Below are 13,922 nucleotides of genomic sequence, written 5' to 3'. Positions count from 1 at the left end.
GGTACATCGATGCCCGTCGCCACCGACGCCCACATCTCCGTCCAACGGCGACGGGCTGATGCACCGGCACGGCCCCGACCCACCCACCGGACCGGCCGCCCCCGTGGTGGACTGAGCCCCATGGACAAGCCGCACGACCCCGAGCCGAGAGGCCTCCCCCTCGTGCCCGCGCTGCTGTCCCTGACCGTGGTCAGCGGACTCATCGACGCCGTGAGCTACCTCGGCCTCGGCCACGTCTTCACGGCGAACATGACCGGCAACGTAGTGGTGCTCGGCTTCGCCGCGGCCGGAGCCCCCGGCTTCTCCGTGCCGCACACCCTCACCTCACTGTGCTGCTTCGTGGCCGGCGCGGCGACCGGCGGCCGGACGTCCGTCCGGCTCGGCACCGGCCCCCGCCGCACCTGGGCCCGCGCCACGTTCGCCGCCGAGGCCGTCCTGACGGCCGCCTGCGCGGCGGCGGCCTTCGCCGCCCCGCACGCCACCGCCACCACGTACACCGTGATCGCCGTCACGGCCTTCGCGATGGGCCTGCGCAACGCGACGGTCCGCAGACTCGGCGTCGCCGACCTGACGACCACCGTCCTGACCATGACCCTGACGGGCCTGGCCGCCGACTCACGCGCCGGCGGCGGCACGGGCCACCGCTCCCCGCGCCGGACCGCCGCCGTCCTCGCGATGGCCGCGGGCGCCCTGCTCGGCGCGTGGCTGGTCCTGAACCACGGCCTGGCCCTGCCCCTGCTGATCGCCGCGCTCGTACCGGCGGCCCTGGCGGCCACGGTCTCCGGCCGGGAGTGAACCCCGACCGACCCGACACCGAACCAGGACCAGCACCGAACCGGCACCCGCACCCGCACCCGCACCTCACAACCGCTGAATGATCGTCCCCGTAGCCAGCCCCCCACCCGCACACATCGTGATCAACGCGAACTCCTTGTCCGCCCGCTCCAGTTCGTGCAGCGCCGTGGTGATGAGCCGAGCCCCCGTGGCCCCCACCGGATGCCCGAGCGCGATCGAGCCCCCGTTCACGTTCACCTTCTCCAGGTCCTGCCCGAAGACCTGCGCCCAGCTCAGCACCACGGACGCGAACGCCTCGTTGATCTCGACGAGGTCGATGTCCTTCAGCGACATCCCGGCCTTGCCGAGCACGGCCCGGGTGGCGTCGATCGGCCCGTCCAGGTGGAAGTGCGGGTCGGATCCCACCAGCGCCTGCGCCACGATCCGCGCCCGCGGCCGCAGCTTCAGCGCCCGCGCCATCCGCTTGGAGGCCCACAGGATGGCCGCCGAACCATCGGAGATCTGGGAGGAGTTGCCGGCGGTGTGAACGGCGGTCGGCATCACGGGCTTCAGCCCCGCCAGCGCCTCCATGGACGTGTCGCGCAGCCCCTCGTCCCGGTCGACGAGCCGCCACATGCCCTGCCCGGCCCGCTGCTCGTCCTCGGTGGTGGGCACCTGCACCGCGAACGTCTCGCGCTTGAACCGCTCCTCCGACCAGGCGACCGCGGCCCGTTCCTGCGAGATGAGCCCGAGGGAGTCGACGTTCTCGCGGGTCAGTCCGCGGTGGCGGGCGATCCGTTCGGCCGCCTCGAACTGGTTCGGCAGGTCGACGTTCCACTCGTCGGGGAACGGCTTGCCGGGCCCGTGCTTGGACCCCGACCCCAGCGGCACCCGCGACATCGCCTCGACACCGCAGCTGATCCCGACGTCGATGACACCGGCGGCGATCATGTTGGCGACCATGTGGGCGGCCTGCTGCGAGGAGCCGCACTGGCAGTCGACCGTCGTCGCCGCCGTCTCGTAGGGCAGCCCCACCGTCAGCCAGGCGGTGCGCGCGGGGTTCATCGACTGCTCGCCGGCGTGGGTCACCGTGCCGCCGACGATCTGCTCGACGCAGTCTGCGGGGATGCCGGTGCGGCCGAGGAGTTCACGGTAGGTCTCGCCCAGGAGATAGGCGGGGTGCAGATTGGCGAGCGCGCCACCGCGCTTGCCGATGGGGGTCCGTACGGCTTCGACGATCACGGGTTCCGCGGCCATGGGGGCTCGTCCTCTCCTCAGGCCTGCCCTGCGGCCAGGCCCAGCTGACCCGCGCAGCGCGGGGCGTCCCGGCCCACCCACCGCGCAGAACTAGAACGCGTACCAGTTCTGCTCGCAGTTTGCTGAGCGAACCCCCCGCACCGCAAGGGTCGTGCAGCTCCCGAAGCCACGATCCGCACAAATCTCGCACGCAATTGGGAGGCCCGCACCTCTTGCCACTTGTAGAACCCGTTACTACCTTCACGGCGGTTCCCTCTTCCTGATGGACCGTCAGAAGCGCCTCTGGAGTTGCCGATGTCCTGTCCAGCGCTGCCCGACGGGTTCGATTTCACCGACCCCGATGTGCTGCACCACCGCGTGCCCCTCCCGGAGTTCGCCGAGCTGCGCCGGGCCGAACCGGTCCACTGGATCCCGCAACAGCCCGGTGTCGCCGGCTTCGAGGACGACGGCTACTGGGCCGTCACCCGGCACTCGGACGTCAAGTACGTCTCGACGCACCCCGAGCTGTTCTCCTCGTTCCTCAACACCGCGGTCATCCGCTTCAACGAGCACATCCAGCGCGAGCAGATCGAGGTCCAGCGGCTCATCATGCTCAACATGGACCCGCCCGAGCACACCCGGGTCCGCCAGATCGTGCAGCGCGGCTTCACCCCGCGCGCCATCCGCTCCCTGGAGGACGCGCTGCGCGCCCGCGCTGGTTCGATCGTCGCGAACGCGCTCGCGCAGGCAGCCCCGGACGGCTCCTTCGACTTCGTCACCCAGGTCGCCTGCGAACTGCCGCTGCAGGCGATAGCCGAGCTCATCGGCGTCCCGCAGGAGGACCGCGTCAAGATCTTCGACTGGTCCAACAAGATGGTGGCGTACGACGATCCGGAGTACGCCATCACCGAGGAGATCGGCGCCGAGTCGGCCACCGAACTCATCTCGTACGCGATGAACATGGCGGCAGACCGCAAGCAGTGCCCCGCCAAGGACATCGTCAGCACGCTGGTGGCCGCGGAGCACGACGGGAACCTCGCCTCCGACGAGTTCGGCTTCTTCGTCCTGCTGCTGGCCGTCGCCGGCAACGAGACGACCCGCAACGCCATCACCCACGGGATGCACGCCCTGCTCACGCACCCCGGTCAGTGGGACCTCTACAAGAGGGAGCGGCCGACGACCACCGCCGAGGAGATCGTCCGCTGGGCGACCCCCGTCGTCGCCTTCCAGCGCACCGCGACCCAGGACACCGAGCTGGGCGGACAGCGGATCAGGAAGGGCGACCGCGTCGGCCTCTTCTACTCCTCCGCCAACAACGACCCCGAGGTCTTCGACGGCCCCGAGGTCTTCGACATCACCCGTGACCCCAACCCGCACCTCGGATTCGGCGGCGGCGGTCCGCACTTCTGCCTCGGCAAGTCCCTGGCCACGCTGGAGATCGACCTGATCTTCAACGCGATCGCCGACGCGATGCCGGACCTGCGGCTGGCGGGCGACCCCCGCCGCCTCCGCTCCGCCTGGCTCAACGGCGTCAAGGAACTCCAGGTCCGTCACCCGTAGGACGGACACGGCGCCGGACGGGCCCCGGCAGGCCCCGCGCGCTCGGGCCGGCGGTCTCCCGGCACCGCCGGCCCGTCCCGGGAACGTGACGGCCCCGCTCCGGGCGCGTACCCCCGGTCGCCCCTGGCGGTCGGTCGAACCGCCTCCTCCGGCGCGCGACCGGATCAGCCAGGGGCGCGGCCCGCCGCGCCGACCGGCGGTTCCACCCCGGCCCCGGCCGGTGCCACGGGCGTCCGCACCCGCGGGCCGGCGACGAGATACGTCAGCCCGAAGCCCGCGGCGACCACCGTCGCTCCGCCGACCGCGTCCAGGACCCAGTGGTTCCCGGTCGCCACGATCGAGGAGAGCGTCAGGAACGGGTGCAGCAGGCCCAGCGCCTTCATCCACCACCGGGGCGCCAGCACCGCGACGACGAGCCCGCACCACAGGGACCAGCCGAAGTGCAGCGAGGGCATCGCCGCGTACTGGTTGGTCAGCTCGGTCAGCGTGCCGTAGTCGGGCCGGGAGAAGTCCTGCACGCCGTGCACGGTGTCGATCACGCCGAGGCCCGGCATCAGGCGCGGCGGGGCGAGCGGGTAGAGCCAGAAGCCGACGAGGGCGAGGAGGGTGGCGAAGGCGAGGGCGGAACGGGCCCAGCGGTGGTCGGCGGGACGGCGGACGTAGAGCACGGCGAGGATGGTGAGCGGGACGCCGAAGTGGAACGACTGGTAGTAGAAGTCGAAGAAATCCCTCAGGAAGGGGACCCGCACCACCGCGTGGTTGACCCCGTGCTCGATGTCCAGGCGCAGGAAGCGCTCGACGGCGAGGATCTGCTCGCCGTGGTGCTCGGCGGTGGCCCGGCCGCCGGAGTTGGTGCCTCCCGTCGCGGCGAGCCTGATCTGCTGGTAGGCGGAGTACCCGACGCGGATCAGGAGCAGTTCGAGCAGCAGGTTCGTCCGGGTGAGGACCCGGCCCGACGACAGCAGCGGGACCCGCCTCCACCGGACGGGGGCGGGCGCCGCGCGGTCGGCGGGGACCGGCGCCCGGTAGTACGGGGACGTACGGGACAGGAACGGTACGGCGGTCGCGGCGGCCAGCGCCGCGACCAGCACCACGTTCTCGCGCAGCGGGGCGAGCGCCGGCATGTCCGGCAGCATCATCCGGGCGGGCAGCGTCATGACGAGGACGACCGCGACGGGCCACACGTAGCGGTCGGACGCCTTGCGGCCGGCCCGGCCGACGAGCGCGAGCAGCACCCACAGGACCTGGTGCTGCCAGGTGGTGGGCGAGACGGCGACGGCGACGCAGCCGGTCACCGCGACGGCGAGCAGCAGTTGCCCGTCACGGGCGTAGCGCACTGCGCGGCCGAGGCCGAGGACGACGACGGCCGCGCCGAGCGCCAGGAAGAGACCGACCTCCGGCGGCCCGGTGAGGCCGGACCGCAGCAGCGCGCCGTGCAGGGACTGGTTGGCGAGGTCGTCGGCGTCCCCGCCGAGGCCGACGCCCGCCAGGTGGTGCACCCAGTAGGTGCCGGAGTCGTGCGGCATCGCGGCCCAGGCGAGCGCGGTGAGGGCGGCGAACGTGGCGCCGGTGGAGGCGGCGGCGCGGCGGCGGCCGGTGAACCAGAGCAGCGGCGCGAAGAGCAGGACGGTCGGCTGGAGGGCCGCCGCGAGCCCGACGAGGACCCCGCAGACGCGCTCCCCGCGGGCGACGAAGCAGCCGAGCAGGACGAGCAGCACCGGGATGATGCTGGTCTGGCCGAGGTGGAGGGCGTTGCGCACGGGGAGCGACAGCATCAGCAGGCTGACGGCCACGGGCGCGGCGAGCAGCGACGTGCGCCGGCTCACGGGGGGCGGCAGGGCGCGGGCGGCGACGAGGCCGAGCGCCACGACGAGCAGCAGGGTGCCGAAGGTCCAGCCCCAGCCGAGGGCCTGTTCGGCCGACCGGGTGAGGGGTTTGAGGACGAGACCCCCGAACGGGGTACCGGTGAACCGTGTCGAGTCGTACAGCGAGCCCTTCACGTGCAGGACTCCGCTCGGGCCGACCCAGGTCTCCAGGTCCGTCAGACGGTCCGCCCTGGGCGTGCCGAGGACGGCGGCGAGCTGTCGTACGGCCAGAGTCACGGCGACGGCCCAGAGCCCCGCGCGCAGCGCGCGCAGCCGTGCTCTCACCGTCTCCGGCGCTCCCGTGAGGCCATCGCCCGGTCGTCCGCCGTGCTCCACGTTCGCCACGCTCCGTCGGCCCTCCCGACCCGTTGACCGGTCCGTGTCTCACACATCCCTTATGTCAACGCATATCAGGACCCTGTGCGTCACGGCCACCTTCGCAAAGGACACGGAAGGACACGGAAGGACACGGAGAGCCGAGGAAAGGCGCGGGGGAGCGGGAAGGCGCGCGGAGAGCGGGAAGGCGCGCGGGGCCCGGATCCCGCTGGCACGCCGGAGCACCGGGGACTAGGTTCGACGCGGAAGTCCTCAGCCCGTCCAACCAGGCTACGAAAGGCCCGGCGCATGAGCGAGTCGCAGCTCTGGAACGACGTCGACGACCACTTCGCCGATCTCCTGGCCCCCGCCGACGAGGCCCTCGCCGCCGCGCTGCGCGACAGCGACGCGGCCGGACTGCCCCCCATCAACGTCGCACCGAACCAGGGCAAGCTGCTCGGGCTGATCGCCGGGATCCAGGGCGCCCGCCGCGTCCTGGAGATCGGCACGCTCGGCGGTTACAGCACGATCTGGCTGGGCCGCGCCCTGCCCGCCGACGGGACGCTGATCACCCTCGAGTACGACCCCCGGCACGCCGAGGTCGCCCGCGCCAACCTCGCGCGGGCCGGCCTCGACGAGATCGCCGAGGTGCGGGTGGGGCCCGCGCTGGAGACCCTGCCGAAGCTGGCGGACGAGAACCCGGAGCCGTTCGACCTCGTGTTCATCGACGCGGACAAGGTGAACAACGCCCACTACGTCGAGTGGGCGGTCCGGCTGACCCGGCCCGGCGGCGTGATCGTCCTCGACAACGTGGTCCGCGGCGGAGCCGTGATCGACGGGGCGAGCACCGACCCGGGCGTGCGGGGGACCCGGGCCGCGCTCGAACTGATCGCCTCCCACCCGAAGCTGGACGGCACGGCGTTGCAGACGGTGGGCGTCAAGGGGCACGACGGGTTCGCGCTGGCCCGCGTACTGGCCTGACCGCACGACCCCGCCCGCACCGCCCCCCGCACCGCCCCGCCGCCCCTGGTGCCGCGGCCGGGTACTAGACCTCGTGGTAGAAGCCCACGTTCACGCTGTGGGGGCCGGTGCGGTCCTGGATGACGAGTTCACCGGAGCCGCCCGCCGGGAGCCTGGCCGTACCGCCGTACGGGAGCGGCTGGGGCTGGAAGCCCGTCAGGATCAGCCGGACCTCGGAGGACGGCTCCGCGTGGGAACCCCGGAGCCAGGTGACCTGCCAGGAGCCGTCCGGGCCGCACAGGAACTCCAGGTGGACCCGGGAGACGAACAGCCAGTCGTCGGGGGTCGCGAGACGGCACACGGCCCGGTCCCTGCCCACCCGCAGCATGGCTCCGGGGTCGCTCGGCGCGTCGGCCATCTGCATCCCGGCCGTCGCTCCGACGTCCCCTCCGGACACCGAGGCCATGGTGAGTTCGAGCAACGCGCGCTCCTTCGTGAGGTGCTGGTCCGATTGTCCTGCGGGGGAACATGGTTGCCCCGTCGCCGCCGCATGATAATTCGACCTTTCCCGTCGCCGTGGGACCTCCTGCACAATGGACCCATGACCGAGCGCAAGCCACCCGGTGTCACCTTCGAGTCCTGGGTCGACCGGCAGATCCGCCAGGCGGAGGCCCGCGGCGAGTTCACGGAACTCCCCGGCGCGGGCAAGCCCCTGCCGGAGGTCACCGACACCCCGTACGACGAACTCTGGTGGATCAAGCGGAAGATGGCCCGTGAGGGGCTGTCGGTGCTGCCGCCCACGCTGGCCCTGCGCAAGGAGGCGGAGGACGTGCTCGCGGCGCTTCCCGCGCTTCCTTCGGAGCGGGCGGTGCGGCGGGCGGTCGAGGAGATCAACGCCAAGATCCGCGAGGTCATGTTCAAGCCGCCGCCCGGACCTCCGCTCGGCCTCAAGCCGTACGACGTGGACGAGCTCGTCCAGGAGTGGCGCGCGGCCCACGGGAACCCGGCCCCCGGCACGCCGCCGCCCGCCGGACGGGGGGACACCGCGTCCCCGTGAACCGCCCGGACCACGCGCCCCGAAGGCGGCGCGGCGCGGGCGGCTTTCGCGGCCCGGGGCCGCGCGGACGGTGTGGGGCCGTGGCCCGGGGCATGGTCCGGGGCACGGCCCCACTTCACCGGGGAAGGCGTCCGGGCTTCGCCCGGAAGGTGTACGGCCCGGCTCAGAGCCGCAGGAGCCGCTCGGTCATCTCGCGGTAGTCCCGCAGGGCGAGCCGCAGCCGCTCGGTGTCGGGATCCGTCGCCGTGTTCCCGCCGCCCTGCTGCCAGGACGTACGCAGGTCGCGCCGCCGCCGGGTCACGGCTTCCGTGAAGCGGCCCGCGAGCTCCTCCAGCACGTGGTCGGCCTCCTCGACGGACGACCGCGGTCCGTCGACGAACCCGCCGACCGCGTGCTTCATCCGCAGCGAGAACTTGTCGTGCTCGTCCGGCGGCAGCAGCCGCCCGTCCCGCCCGGAGGCCTCCCCCGCACGGCCCCCGCCGCCCGTGGCACGGTCGCCGTTCCCGTTCGGGGCGCTCCGGGCGGCCTCGGCGGGCAGGGGGTCCGTCCGGCCCTTCAGAGCCTCGCGGCGGGACACCTCCCCGGCCGCACCGCGATCGGCGTCGGCCCGGTCGTCCGCCCGGTCGTCCGCCCGGTCGTCCGGGGAACGCTCGGCGGGTACGGAGGTCACACGGCCCTTCACGGCGGCCGCCCCGGGTCCGGCAGGCACCGGGGGCTCAGCGGGTGCCGGGGGGCCGGCGGGTGCCGGGGGCACGCGTCCCTTCGAGGCGGCGGTCTCGCGGGCCGGGGTCCGCTCGGGGTCCTGGTCTGGCTTCATGCTGCTCACCTTCCTCAACTCCCCTTCGCCTGACGCCTGGTGAAGGACCAGGGAAGGTGGGAGCGAGTGTCGGGGTCGGAAGTCCTGGTACCGCTCTCGCCGTTCTCCGCACGCCCGGCGCTCCCCGCGGGCTCGGCACGCCGGCCGTCCTTGGTCAGGGCGGCGAACAGGCCGCCGCGCTCCGGGCGGGAGGCCGCGGGCCCGCTCGCGTCGTCCGTGTCGCGCGTCCGGCCGGACGAGGCGTCCCGGCGGGCCGGGGTCAGCAGCTCGTCGAAGAGGCCGCGGGCCTCCAGCATGGCCTCGCGCAGCTTCTCGGTGTCACCGCCGTTCCCGTTCCCGGCGGCGCCGGTCAGCGCGGCCCGGTGCACACGGCGGTACCCGTGGACGTGGTGTCCGTGGTGGACGGAGAGCGCCGACACCTGCTCCTCGTAACGGTCCCCGCCGGGGAAGCCGCGCGCTCCGGCCAGCTCGCCGAGCAGCCGGTCGGCCTCGGCCACCGCCTCCTGGGGCGAGTCGACGAAGCGTTCCTGGGCCGCCGTCCAGCCGGCCGCGTACCGCTCCCCGGCCTCGGGTTCGAGCGGCTGTTCGCGCAGTGCGCCGTGCCGCTTCACGCGCTCGTCGAGATCGCGTTCGGCGGCCCGGACGTCGCCGTCGTGCCGGGCGACGGTCCGGTCGTACTCCGGTCCGAAGCGCCGTCGCAGGGCGCGTCCGCCCGGCGGCCTTCGGGCTCGGAGGGTCAGGGCGGCCGCGACAACGGCAACGGCCGCCACGATGATCAAAACGATGATCACGCCTGTGGACATGGGTGCCTTCCCGGGTTCTCGACCCAACGGGCCGGTTCCCGGACCGTGTTGCCCGGAACCCGGGCCTCAAACGGCCCCGGTGGCGGCACCGACGTCAACGCCCTTCCCCCGTCCCGCCGTTCGGCCGGCCGCACGGTTCGGCCGGCCGTCGATCCGGTTGCGCGCCGCCGGGGGCACCCGCCCACAATGGCCGGCATGACCCGATCCCCCTCCGGCACGCGAGACTCCTGGAGCGTCGCCCCCGAACCCTTCGACTCCCCCGACGCGGGCGCCCTGTGGCGGGCGTACTACACGGAGGTCAGCGACCGGTGGTACCAGGTGCACGAGGGGCGCACGACGGATCCCGGCGAGCTGGAGCGGGAGATCGCCGCGCGGACGGGCGCCGAGTTCGCGCCGCCGACGGGCGTGCTGCTCGTCGCGCGCCACGACGGTGAGCCCGGCGGCACGGCGGGGGTGCGGATGCTCGACGCCACGACGGGGGAGCTGAGCCGTGTCTTCGTCCGCGCGGACCTGCGCGGCAAGGGGGCGGCCCCGCTCCTGCTGGCGGCCGCCGAGGCGGCCGCGCGCGGCCTGGGCGCCCGGCGGCTCGTCCTCGACACCCGCTCCGACCTCGTCGAGGCACGGGCCCTGTACGCCCGGCACGGCTACGAGGAGACCGCGGCGCACAACGACGAGGAGTACGCCGAGCACTGGTTCCGGAAGGAGCTGGCCGGCTGACGGTCAGGTCACACCGGTTCCCTCCTGGGGACGGACGGCCGGGGCCCTCTCGTGCGGGCGCTCCGCGTCGGAGCCGCACATCTCCTCGTTGAGCTCCGCCACCAGCTTCGTGAGGTCGGTCGGCCGGTCCGGCGCCCACCAGTCGCCGAGGAGCTCGGCCAGGGACTCCTCGCGGGCCCTGGACAGGTTCCCGGCGGTGACGCGGCCCTCGTCGGTCAGGACCAGGTCCAGGCCCTCGCGGTGGGCGAGCCGGCGTTCCTCGATCTGGCGGGCGGCGGCCAGGACGACGTCCAGGGGGACCGCGCTGTGCTCGGCCAGGAGAGCGGGCTCCGCCCACCCGTACTTCTTGATCCTCAGCAGCAGCCAGCTCGCCGCCGGCATCAGGTCGTAGCCGGCGCGGGCGGTGATCCTCTCGTAGATCTCGCGGCGCCCCTCCCGGGTGCCGAGCACCGACAGCGCCCGGCACACCTCGTCGTACGACGACCGCTCGACCGGGTTGCTCGCGAGGGTCTCCGTGACGTCGGGCGCCGTGACGGAGCCGCGCAGTCTGTCCTCGCGCAGGAACCACGCCAGCACGAAACCGAGCAGGGCGACCGGGGCGGCGTACAGGAAGACGTCGGTGATCGACGTCGCGAACGCGTGCAGGACGGGCTGCTGCAGGTCGGCCGGCAGCTGGGCGATGCCCTTCGGGTCCGCCTCCAGCGAGTCCGTGGTGATGCCGGGCGGCAGTTGCCGCCCGGCCAGCGCCTCCGTCAGGTTGTCGCCGAGGCGGTCCGCGAAGACCGTGCCGAAGATCGCGACGCCGAACGATGCCCCGATGGACCGGAAGAAGGTCGCCCCCGAGGTGGCGACGCCCAGGTCCTCGTACGACACCGCGTTCTGCACGATCAGCACCAGCACCTGCATGACCAGGCCGAGGCCGAGGCCGAAGACGAAGAAGTAGGTGCTCATCAACCCGGTGCCGCTGCTCTCGTCGAGCTGGTGCAGCAGGAGCAGCCCGAGGGCGGTGATCCCGGTGCCGACGATCGGGAACACCTTCCAGCGGCCGGTGCGGCTGACGATCTGCCCGGAGACCGTGGACGACAGCAGCAGCCCGAACACCATCGGCAGCATGTGCACGCCGGACATCGTGGGCGTCACGCCCTGGACGACCTGGAGGAAGGTCGGCAGATAGGTCATCGCGCCGAACATCGCGAAGCCCACGATGAAGCTGATGACCGCGGACAGCGTGAAGGTGTGGATCCGGAACAGCTTGAGCGGCAGCACGGGTTCGGCCGCGCGCCGCTCGACCGCGACGAAAGCGACGGTGAGGACCGCGCCGAGGACCACGAGCCCGAGGACCTGCGGCGAACCCCAGTCCCACGTGGTCCCGCCCAGCGAGGCCACCAGGACCAGACACGTGGCGACCGCCGCGATCAGGAACGTACCGGCGTAGTCGATGACGTGCCGGGCCGACTTCCTCGGGATGTGCAGGACCGCGGCGATCACCGCGAGCGCCACCACGCCCACGGGCAGGTTGACGTAGAACACCCAGCGCCAGCTCAGGTGTTCCGTGAACAGCCCGCCGAGCAGCGGCCCCAGCACGCTCGTCGCGCCGAACACCGCGCCGAAGAGCCCCTGGTACTTGCCCCTCTCGCGCGGCGGGACGAGGTCGCCGACGATCGCCATCGACAGCACCATCAGCCCGCCGCCGCCGAGCCCCTGCACCGCCCGGAAGGCGATCAGCTCGCCCATGTTCTGCGACATGCCGCACAGCGCCGACCCGATCAGGAAGATCACGATCGCCGTCTGGAAGAGCTTCTTGCGGCCGTACTGGTCGCCGAGCTTGCCCCACAGCGGGGTCGCCGCCGTCGACGCGAGCAGGTACGCCGTGACCACCCAGGACAGGTGCTCCAGACCGCCGAGGTCGCTCACGATCGTGGGCAGCGCGGTGGACACGATCGTCTGGTCGAGGGCGGCGAGCAGCATGCCGAGCAGCAGGGCGCCGATGGACACGAAGACACTGCCGTGCACCGAGTCCCGGGCGTCGGTGGCCGCCGCGCTGCGGCGGCGCGCCGCCGACTCGCTCCCCTCGACCGAGCCGTGCGGTCCGGGCGGCCCGTCCCTCCTGCCGCCGTCCGGCGCCCCGGCCCCTTCCGGCACCCGGCCGGACGGCGTGTCGGAACCGTGCGCGTCCCCGGTCATGCGGCCTCCCTGAGCGCCGAGGGTCCCGGTCACCCTCCATCCTGATCGGTGTGTCCTGTTATGGCCTGTCGAGCAGACCGGAATCCACGATTCAGGGGGGCTGCTTGAAGGTTGCACGAAGGTCGTCCGCATAATCACTGGAGTTTTCAGCGGGGAGGGACCCACTCGTGACTGAACCGACCGGGCATGTCTGCCCCGAGTGCGCCGCACACCGGGCGCCGGACGGCACACCGTCCTGCGCCTGCACAGGCTGGGCGTCCGACGCCCTGCGTGACGGGCGCTCGGCACGGGCCGCGGCGGCGGGGGGCTTCGACCCGCTGCGCATACGGCCCTACGTGGAACTGGGCCCGGAGGACTCCGGGCACGCCGGAGGGGGTCTCGGACCTGCGGAGGGCGCCGGCGTTCCGGGGCCGGCCGGGACGGCCACGGGCCACTGGCACGGCGCCCCGGCGGCCGGAGAGCCCTGGGCGACCGCCCAGGCGGGCGCCTGGACGCCGGAGGGCACGTGGACGCCCGAGAGCGCCCCGGCCCCTTCGGGCGTCCATGGAGCGCCCTCGGGCGGCGGGATGCCGGTGCCGCCCGCGAACGGGGCGGACGCGGCCGCCGTCACCATGCAGATGGCCGCGATCCCGGCGGACGCCGGTACGGTGCCGGCCCCGGTCCCGGCGGACGCGACCATGCGGCTGGGTGCCGTCCCGGCCGACGTGGCCACGCACTCGGCGCCGCTGCCGCCGGAAGCGGCCACGCCGTCGGCACCGCTGCCCGCCGACGCGACCATGCGGCTGAAGGCGCTCTCTTCAGAGGCGCGCGCCACCGACGTCCGCCTCTTCCCCGAGGGCGCGCACTCCCCGCGGCCCGGGCGGGACGCCTCGTCCGGGGGGCGGTCCAGGCGGCGTCGGCGCACCGGGGTCCTCGCCGTCACCGGGGTCGTCGTGACCGTGGCGGCCGCGGCGGGGGTCGTGAGCGGGCTGCTCTCCCAGGACTCTTCCTCCCAGGACGAGGCCCGGTCGAAGGACGTCAGGGCGAGCACGCCCGAGGTCCTGTCGGACACGGTCTCCGCGGTGCCGTCGGCGAGCGCGTCCTCGACGGTGTCCGCCTCGTCGTCCCCGTCGGCCTCACCGAGCACGAGCGCGTCGCCGTCGGCGTCCGAGTCCGCGTCCGAGACGTCGGCGTCACCGTCCTCGTCGGTCACGGCGTCGCCGACGTCCGCACCGCCGAGCCCGACGGCGACCGCCACGGAGACGGAGGCGTCCGCGGGTGACGGCGGTTCGAACACCGTGGCCGGGCCCACCCTGCGGCGCGGCGACAGAGGGGCCGAGGTGAGGGAGCTCCAGCTCCGGATGAGCCAGCTCAGGATGTACATGTCGAAGGCCGACGGCGATTTCGACCGTCGCCTCGAGGACGCCGTGCGCTGGTACCAGTGGGCGCGGGGCATCAGGGGGGACGCGCCCGGCGTGTACGGCCCGGCCACACGCGCGAGCCTGGAGGGCGAGACGTCCCAGCCCTAGGGGCCGGTGCGCCGACCGTCGCGGTGTCGCTCCGGTGGGTGGGTCGGGGCCGTGCCGGTACATCCGCCCGTCGCCGTTGGACGCAGATGTGACCGTCGGTGGCGACGGGCATGTGATGTACCGGCA

General features: G+C 73.3%; 13 protein-coding genes. 6 read left to right on the top strand and 7 right to left on the bottom strand.

Going from position 1 to position 13,922, the window contains the following annotated elements; translation table 11 throughout:
* Positions 1–120: 120 nt before the first annotated feature.
* Positions 121–795 (top strand): YoaK family protein, encoded by a 675-nt coding sequence (locus ACFW6B_RS27925; protein ID WP_386600025.1) that lies wholly within the window; start codon positions 121–123, stop codon positions 793–795.
* A gap of 66 nt (positions 796–861) precedes the next feature.
* On the opposite strand, the gene ACFW6B_RS27920 is transcribed toward ACFW6B_RS27925, so the two are convergent.
* Positions 862–2,031, bottom strand: a complete 1,170-nt coding sequence (locus tag ACFW6B_RS27920) for a steroid 3-ketoacyl-CoA thiolase (RefSeq protein ID WP_386600023.1) — start codon at positions 2,029–2,031, stop codon at positions 862–864.
* Positions 2,032–2,325: 294 nt separating this feature from the next.
* On the opposite strand from ACFW6B_RS27920, the gene ACFW6B_RS27915 reads away from it, so the two are divergent.
* Positions 2,326–3,570 carry a cytochrome P450 gene (locus tag ACFW6B_RS27915; protein ID WP_386600021.1) on the top strand — a complete coding sequence of 415 codons (1,245 nt, stop codon included), beginning with the start codon at positions 2,326–2,328 and terminating at the stop codon, positions 3,568–3,570.
* 164 nt (positions 3,571–3,734) lie between these two features.
* Here the strand turns inward: ACFW6B_RS27915 and ACFW6B_RS27910 are convergent, their stop codons facing one another.
* Positions 3,735–5,780 (bottom strand): bifunctional glycosyltransferase 87/phosphatase PAP2 family protein, encoded by a 2,046-nt coding sequence (locus ACFW6B_RS27910; protein WP_386600019.1) that lies wholly within the window; start codon positions 5,778–5,780, stop codon positions 3,735–3,737.
* A gap of 279 nt (positions 5,781–6,059) precedes the next feature.
* Here ACFW6B_RS27910 and ACFW6B_RS27905 point away from each other — a divergent pair, with 279 nt between their 5' ends.
* Positions 6,060–6,731, top strand: a complete 672-nt coding sequence (locus tag ACFW6B_RS27905; RefSeq protein ID WP_386600017.1) for an O-methyltransferase — start codon at positions 6,060–6,062, stop codon at positions 6,729–6,731.
* A gap of 64 nt (positions 6,732–6,795) precedes the next feature.
* Here ACFW6B_RS27905 and ACFW6B_RS27900 read toward each other — a convergent pair whose 3' ends face one another.
* Positions 6,796–7,191 (bottom strand): hypothetical protein, encoded by a 396-nt coding sequence (locus ACFW6B_RS27900; RefSeq protein ID WP_386600015.1) that lies wholly within the window; start codon positions 7,189–7,191, stop codon positions 6,796–6,798.
* A gap of 120 nt (positions 7,192–7,311) precedes the next feature.
* On the opposite strand from ACFW6B_RS27900, the gene ACFW6B_RS27895 reads away from it, so the two are divergent.
* Positions 7,312–7,767 (top strand): DUF1992 domain-containing protein, encoded by a 456-nt coding sequence (locus ACFW6B_RS27895; RefSeq protein ID WP_386600014.1) that lies wholly within the window; start codon positions 7,312–7,314, stop codon positions 7,765–7,767.
* Positions 7,768–7,930: 163 nt separating this feature from the next.
* Here ACFW6B_RS27895 and ACFW6B_RS27890 read toward each other — a convergent pair whose 3' ends face one another.
* Positions 7,931–8,584 (bottom strand): hypothetical protein, encoded by a 654-nt coding sequence (locus ACFW6B_RS27890; protein ID WP_386600012.1) that lies wholly within the window; start codon positions 8,582–8,584, stop codon positions 7,931–7,933.
* Positions 8,585–8,598: 14 nt separating this feature from the next.
* Positions 8,599–9,387: a hypothetical protein gene (locus tag ACFW6B_RS27885; RefSeq protein WP_386600010.1), complete on the bottom strand. Its 789-nt coding sequence runs from the start codon at positions 9,385–9,387 to the stop codon at positions 8,599–8,601.
* Between the two features lie 186 nt (positions 9,388–9,573).
* On the opposite strand from ACFW6B_RS27885, the gene ACFW6B_RS27880 reads away from it, so the two are divergent.
* A complete protein-coding gene (locus tag ACFW6B_RS27880; protein WP_386600008.1) occupies positions 9,574–10,104 on the top strand; it encodes a GNAT family N-acetyltransferase in 531 nt (176 codons plus the stop codon).
* 3 nt (positions 10,105–10,107) lie between these two features.
* On the opposite strand, the gene ACFW6B_RS27875 is transcribed toward ACFW6B_RS27880, so the two are convergent.
* Positions 10,108–12,288 (bottom strand): MDR family MFS transporter, encoded by a 2,181-nt coding sequence (locus ACFW6B_RS27875; RefSeq protein WP_386600006.1) that lies wholly within the window; start codon positions 12,286–12,288, stop codon positions 10,108–10,110.
* 331 nt (positions 12,289–12,619) lie between these two features.
* On the bottom strand, positions 12,620–13,564 hold the full coding sequence (locus ACFW6B_RS27870) for a hypothetical protein (protein WP_386600004.1): 945 nt from the start codon (positions 13,562–13,564) through the stop codon (positions 12,620–12,622).
* Between the two features lies 1 nt (position 13,565).
* Between ACFW6B_RS27870 and ACFW6B_RS27865 the strand changes: the two genes are divergently transcribed.
* Positions 13,566–13,796, top strand: coding sequence for a peptidoglycan-binding protein (locus tag ACFW6B_RS27865; protein ID WP_386600002.1), 231 nt, complete (start codon positions 13,566–13,568; stop codon positions 13,794–13,796).
* The last annotated feature ends 126 nt before the right edge of the window (positions 13,797–13,922 follow it).

This window comes from Streptomyces sp. NPDC058751 (assembly GCF_042746485.1).
In the GTDB taxonomy this organism is placed as follows: domain Bacteria; phylum Actinomycetota; class Actinomycetes; order Streptomycetales; family Streptomycetaceae; genus Streptomyces.
Note: the sequence above shows the minus strand (reverse complement) of the source record. Positions and strands in the feature narration are given on the sequence as shown.

Coding starts and splice junctions, on each gene's coding strand:
- ACFW6B_RS27925 (WP_386600025.1), top strand. CDS start 121: ATGGACAAGCCGCACGACCCCGAGCCGAGAGGCCTCCCCCTCGTGCCC.
- ACFW6B_RS27920 (WP_386600023.1), bottom strand. CDS start 2,031: ATGGCCGCGGAACCCGTGATCGTCGAAGCCGTACGGACCCCCATCGGC.
- ACFW6B_RS27915 (WP_386600021.1), top strand. CDS start 2,326: ATGTCCTGTCCAGCGCTGCCCGACGGGTTCGATTTCACCGACCCCGAT.
- ACFW6B_RS27905 (WP_386600017.1), top strand. CDS start 6,060: ATGAGCGAGTCGCAGCTCTGGAACGACGTCGACGACCACTTCGCCGAT.
- ACFW6B_RS27895 (WP_386600014.1), top strand. CDS start 7,312: ATGACCGAGCGCAAGCCACCCGGTGTCACCTTCGAGTCCTGGGTCGAC.
- ACFW6B_RS27890 (WP_386600012.1), bottom strand. CDS start 8,584: ATGAAGCCAGACCAGGACCCCGAGCGGACCCCGGCCCGCGAGACCGCC.
- ACFW6B_RS27885 (WP_386600010.1), bottom strand. CDS start 9,387: ATGTCCACAGGCGTGATCATCGTTTTGATCATCGTGGCGGCCGTTGCC.
- ACFW6B_RS27880 (WP_386600008.1), top strand. CDS start 9,574: ATGGCCGGCATGACCCGATCCCCCTCCGGCACGCGAGACTCCTGGAGC.
- ACFW6B_RS27875 (WP_386600006.1), bottom strand. CDS start 12,288: ATGACCGGGGACGCGCACGGTTCCGACACGCCGTCCGGCCGGGTGCCG.